Raw genomic sequence first — 5,730 nt, 5'->3', positions numbered from 1 at the left:
AGCATCAGTAATTCGAGCGCACTATTTGTAATGCGAGAGGCAAAGGACCAAATCAGACGCCGCGAGAACGGCATGGTGGTCGACGCCGCGAACGGCCGCGTTAACCCGGCGGCGGCCGAGTGGATAGTCTTCAGGAAATGCTCCATCCGCCGCTCGGGTTCGACGCCTTGTTCGCGGAGTCTTTGTGAAGCCGGCAGCTCGATAGGCCGACGAGTCGGGACCACAAAGTGTAGCAGCGAGCAATGGCCGAGCCAATCTTCGAGCGCACCAGTTCCCGCGCGCACCTAGCGTTGAACCATCCGGAGGGCCGAGCGAATCGAGCCGATCGAGTCATGAAATGGGGCCCGGCGGTCAATCGTGTACACCCGCGATTCGAGACCACAATCAGGTCATGTGCACCTGGAACCCGATCGCACCCGCGGCGGAACGATGGAAGTGCACTGAGCGCATCAAACCATTCGCGTCACAGAGCGGATCGCAGCAGATATCTCGAGTGCACCATTTATGACGTGAGAGGGAAAGGATCGATCAGACGCCGCTAGGGCGGAAAGTGGTCGACGCCGCGAACGGGTGCGTTAACCCGGCGGCGGCCGAGCGGATAGTCTTCAGGAAACGCCTCATCCGCCGCTCGGGTTCGACGCGTTGTTATGGCTCCGTAGCGTTGCCCAGCGAGCCAGGACCGCAGAGGCCGCGCCACAGCAATCCAGTTTAGCCGATCGGCTCGGCGTCAGCATGTCGAGTCAACAATTTCTCCGGCGTCAACCATTGAAGTCGAAGCTCGCGAATCACTCTTCGGGCCAAGCCCCGCGAACCGAGTTCAATGATCACCCGAGGCCAGACAGTTAACGAGGTTGTCGCATGAGCGAAGAGCATCATAAACGCAGTCGGACCGACGACTCTCCAATGTGGCCGACCCTCACGCGCACCAATGCAGTCCGCCATGGGCGATTGAACCCTGGAGGCGGGAATCCGCTTTCATGAGTGCGGCCAGCGATCCGAGTGCGGTTTAGCAGAGGGGAAACGTATGGCGTCGGTGATTGCCATAACGTCTGGCATAACCGGGCCGCCGCGGTTGATGCTCCATTTGGAAACGCGCGATCGGCGGCTCCGCGTTCATGCCATTGTTATTCGCCCCGTTCCTCGTGCAGTCCCTTCACGATGACCAGCCGTAGTTCGCGTCGCGGAGCGGGCCGGTCCGGCAGGAAGCCAACTGTGGCAGTCGTCGGAACCATGCTTCGAACTGTCGCCGGTCATCCTCGTTGGGTTGTCGATCGCCAAACTGTACGATGACGGAGTAGGACCCGCCGTCGCCGCCACCGCCGAACTGCAGCCCAGCAGTTTCCACGGCGTCAATTAACTGCTCGCACAATACGTCCAACTGTCGCTCGGTCAACGGCGGATCGAAGGTCGCATCCAGTTCGAAGCACCAGTCGGTAAATTCTCCGAGCCTTCGTTTTTTTCGCAAGCGACGCTTCATGGTGCTGTGGCAACGCGTGCTGGAGTCTGCAGCTGCATCGGATAACGGTGGCGTTAACCCGGCGGCGGCCGAGTGGATAGTCTTCAGTAAGTGCCCCATCCGCCGCTCGGGTTCGACGCGTTGTTATGGCTCCGCAGCAGTGCCCGGCGAGCCAGGACCGCAGATGTAGCGTCATGGTAATCGTGTGTAGCCGATCTGCTCGGCGTCAGCATGCCTGAATCAGCCGGTTCTCTGGCATCAATCATGAAAGCCGGAATTCACGCATCGCTCTTCGGGCCAAACCCCGCGAACCAGGTTCAGTGATCATCGAACGCCAGACAGTCAACGACGGTGTCGCGTGAGCGAAGTGCTTCATAAACGTTGTCGGCCCCACGACTCTTCAATGCGATTGACCTTCACGCGCACCTGCTCCCCGATTGAACCCTCGGATCGCGATGACGTCAAATCCTCGAGCACGGAAGTTAGTGGCACCCCAATCGACAGTCAGAATCTAATGCGGGTGGCGGTCCACTGTGCATAGGGGCTGATTCGAGCGCACCACGGCAGGCGGAGAACGGATAGCGTCGGTGATTGCCATAACGGCCACGATAACGCGGCCGCGGAAAAGGGTATCGAGCGAAGCGAGCAATCCGGCCATTGCGGCTCGCGTTCATCGAATAGTTATGGCTCCGCAGCGCTGCCCAACGAGCCGGGGCCGCAGAGATCACGCCAAGGCATTTCAGTGTAGCCGATCGGCCCGGACCGAGCATTCCTGAAACGGCGATTTCCCCGGGCGTCAGCCATGCCAGTGGAGAGCCACGCATCTTGCATCGCAGTTGAGCCCCGCGAACCGTGCCCGACCGTCACCCCGAGAGTCCCCATCACCGACACTGTCGCTTGAGCGAAGAATTTCATAAACGCTGTCGGCCCGACGACTCTCCAATTCGATCGACCCTCACGCGCACCTCTTGAATCCATCGGGGCGACGGGACCGGCGAGGCGACACACCGCATTCATGAGTGCGGCTGGCAATTCGAGTGCGGGTCAGCAGTTGGTGAACATGTGGCGTCGGTGATTGCCATAACGGCGGAAATCACGTGGCGACCGGCGACGAGTGAGATCCGCAGAAAGGAGCCCATCGGTCGCTCACGTGAATTTCATGGTTCTGCCGGATTCCGCGTGAGGTTCTCGACTTGTCGCAGCATCGTCCCGCGATTTCGGGCCGCGGCCGCCTCCGCGTCAGTTAAATCATGTTGTACAGTGGTTTGTTCGCGTCGCAGAAGCCCAAAATCGTACACCACAGTCGTTGATCGAGTATAGCGGCCTCGGATGTCGATGGTTCTGTGTCCCCGGGGTGGGAACGAGACCATGCGAATACCGCCACCGCTGATCGGCACAAAAACGGCATTTTGTTTGCCCGACCTGACGCTGTAGTTGAGGGTGCCGGTTGAGTCGGTTTGGTGAGGCGTTCCGGTCTGGACGTCGCTCACCGTGACATTTGCAGCGGGGGATCCGTTCACGAGAATCGTCAAGTGCGGGCGCGAATTCGCCGACGCAGCCAGAAAGAGTGCACACGCTGTAAAAGCCGTGCCAGCGGCAGCAATGCAAGTGTGGGTACGTTTCATCGGATGGCAGAACGGCCACGATAACGCGGCCGCCACCTGTAAGTTGTTACCCGCGGCGAGACGACCGTGGCGGCTCGCGTTTATCGAATGGTTCGTCGGCTACCGAAGGTGAGCGTGTTTGGCGGCCCCACGACTCACCAACAGCGTATCCGGTCCAGCAGCTGAGAGTAATTTTCTGATTACCCCAGGCCTCGCGGCGGAGGGGAGCGGCAAAGGACGCATCGGCCATCAGGCCGCCCAAGAGATAGTCAATAGCAGCACGGGGTCGTCCCAGGGCAGCACGCGAGCCAGTCGCTGTCAGCGAAGGAAAGCGTGCCGGGCGTGGAGATCAAATTGCGAAGGAGGAAGACGACGAACGGTGGCGTTAACCCGGCGGCGGTCGAGTGGATAGTCTTCAGTAAGTGCCCCATCCGCCGCTCGGGTTCGACGCGTTGTTATGGCTCCGTCGCGGCGCCCAGCGAGCCAGGGCCGCAGATGTAGCACCGTGGTAATCGAGTGTAACCGATCGACTCGGCGTCAGCATGCCTGAATCAGCCGGTTCTCTGGCCTCAATTGTGAAAGCCGGAACTCAAGTATCACTCTTCGGGCCAAGCCCCGCGAACCAGGTTCAGTGATCATCGAACGCCAGACAGTCAACGACGGTGTCGCGTGAGCGAAGTGCTTCATAAACGTTGTCGGCCCCACGACTCTCCAATGCGATTGACCTTCACGCGCACCTGCTCCCCGATTGAACCCTCGGATCGCGATGACGTCAAATCCTCGAGCACGGAAGTTAGTGGCGCCCCAATCGACAGTCAGAATCTAATGCGGGTGGCGGTTCACTGTGCATAGGGGCTGATTCGAGCGCACCACGGCAGGCAGAGAACGGATAGCGTCGGTGATTGCCATAACGTTTGCGTTAACCCGGCGGCGGCCGAGTGGATAGTCTTCAGGAAACGCTCCATCCGCCGCTCGGGTTCGACGCCTTGTTCGCGGAGTCTTCGTGAAGCCGGCAGCTCGATAGGCCGACGAGCCGGGACCACAAAGTGTAGCGGCGAGCAATGGCCGAGCCAATCTTCGAGCGCATCAGTTTTCACGCACACCTGGCGTTGAACAATTCTGAGGGCCGAGCGAATCGAGCCGATTGAGTCATGAATTGAAGCCCGGCGGACAATCGTGGGCACCCGCGATCCGAGACCAGAGTCAGGTCATGTGCACCTGGAACCCGATTGCACCCGCGTCGGAACGATGGAAGTGCACTGAGCGCATCAAACCGATCGAGTCACGGAACGGATCGCAGCAGATATCTCGAGCGCACCATTTATGACGTAAGAGGGAAAGGACCGATCAGACGCTGCGAGGGCAGTATGTGGTCGGCGCCGCGAACGGCGGAAATCACGGGGCGACCGTCGACGAGCTAGAGCCGCAGAGAGGACCCCATCGGTCGCTCCCGTGAATTTCATGGTTATGCCAGAACATCGGCGTCTGCTGGTCAGCCCCATGGTAGGAATCGAAGATAGAAGACAATGGCCGGCGCCTGTATCAGCAGCATCAAAGCAGAGCACCGATCCAGGATCGTCGCGATGATCGCAAGCAAAACGGAGACTGCCAAGCAAGCGCCCCCGGCAATTAGGGCGAAAAAGTAAGGTAGCAACGCGGACCAGCCACCGTCTCGGTAATAGTACCAAATACCCGCGACAGCACATGCGCCGAACGCTAGAACCGCGATCGAGAGGCAATTCAGAACCTTCGTCAATGAATAGGAGCGGCCGTGATTCTTGTGCGACTCGAGACGGAGGTGACCTTTGACGGTCGGCGAATAAGGATTGTTGTTGCCTAACATTCGTTGTCCGGTTGGTCGAAAGATCCGGACTGCACCGTTGGCATAACGGTGGCGGTAACGGGGCCGCCGCCGAGGAGCTGAGACTTCAAAAACCACGCTATCGGCGGCTCCCGTTCACCGCATGGTTACCCCATGCTTGGCGTGCCCTTCAGTCGTTGAATTGCCACGTCGATTTCGTCTCGATCGTGTTCGTAGTTCGGATGCTCCCTGATTAGCTTGAGCGTGGAGATTATCGCACGTCGTTGTTTGTCAGTCAAAAGGTGACGCCAGCCTTCCGGATGTTCGTCAGTCCGGTATAGCCGATCGATAAATCCGTAGGGGTGGCGGTCATTCAGTTCCGCAATCAGGAATGCAGGAAGGTGGAATACAAATCCCCTCGCATCGAAGAAAGAGGGCGCGGAATTGCACCGCTCGAGATCAGCGTAGGAGATTCGTCTCCAGTCGGTCAGTTCGTCGCGGTCTCGAAGTTCTTTGAGTTCTTCAGCTGACGCATAGTCGTCGAGTCCATTGGCCTGGAAAAGCCCGATGCCGTCGTCCAGTCGCGTATCAGCGAAGGCATCAGAAATTTCCGATATGACATCGTCGACTTTCGGAGCGAAGTGCTCGACCCAGTGGGCAAATGCGTCGATCAACTGCTGGTCCCTTGTATGGTCTCGCAGTTCGTCGACATCGAGATCATCAATGCGAAAGCAGCGATCGTCCGGCATCGAATTGTGTGGTCTCGCAATGGGGTAACGGCGGAAATCACGGGGCGACCGTCGACGAGCTAGAGCCGCAGAGAGGACCCCATCGGTCGCTCCCGTGAATTTCATGGTTATGCCAGAACA

Annotated in this window: 2 protein-coding genes; both read right to left on the bottom strand. The window is 59.1% G+C overall.

From position 1 onward, the window contains the following. Positions 1-1,153 precede the first annotated feature (1,153 nt). Positions 1,154-1,465, bottom strand: coding sequence for a 50S ribosome-binding protein YggL (locus GNK13_RS20115; protein WP_164104351.1), 312 nt, complete (start codon positions 1,463-1,465; stop codon positions 1,154-1,156). Between the two features lie 3,563 nt (positions 1,466-5,028). Continuing rightward, positions 5,029-5,610 (bottom strand): DUF6714 family protein, encoded by a 582-nt coding sequence (locus GNK13_RS20110; RefSeq protein ID WP_164104350.1) that lies wholly within the window; start codon positions 5,608-5,610, stop codon positions 5,029-5,031. Between the last annotated feature and the right edge of the window lie 120 nt (positions 5,611-5,730).

It is taken from the genome of Candidatus Laterigemmans baculatus (assembly GCF_010367455.1).
Lineage (GTDB): Bacteria > Planctomycetota > Planctomycetia > Pirellulales > Pirellulaceae > Laterigemmans > Laterigemmans baculatus.
This window is presented reverse-complemented; position numbering and strand designations above follow the sequence as displayed.

Coding starts and splice junctions, on each gene's coding strand:
- GNK13_RS20110 (WP_164104350.1), bottom strand. CDS start 5,610: ATGCCGGACGATCGCTGCTTTCGCATTGATGATCTCGATGTCGACGAA.